The following is a 305-nucleotide window of genomic DNA, read 5'->3' as shown; positions in this document are numbered from 1 at the left end:
GTTTACCGAGGCGGGGCGGAAAAGGTTTCACGGCCGTCCACCGCACCGGTGCGTGCGGCGGCCAGAGCGCGCACCTTGTCGCGCGCTTCGGGGCCTATGCCCGGCGACGCCAACAGCCGTTCGGCGAGTTCGGGGTTGCCGGTCATGTGGTGGTACAGGGCCAGGTTGGCCAGGGCGCGGGCATCTTGCGGCGCCAGTTCGGCGGCGGTGAACAGGGGGTTGCGGGCCTGGGCCCAGCGGCCGCGTTGCAGCAGGGCGTAGCCCAGGTCGCCCAGCACCACCGCGTCGGTGGGCTGCAGGCGGGC

Annotated in this window: 1 pseudogene; it reads right to left on the bottom strand. The window is 73.1% G+C overall.

Features of this window, described 5'->3' with window-relative positions:
- Positions 1-2 precede the first annotated feature (2 nt).
- Positions 3-305 (bottom strand): annotated as a pseudogene (locus HA630_RS26865) (tetratricopeptide repeat protein); the annotation flags it as partial.

Source organism: Aquabacterium sp. A08 (genome assembly GCF_011742065.1).
Note: the sequence above shows the minus strand (reverse complement) of the source record. Positions and strands in the feature narration are given on the sequence as shown.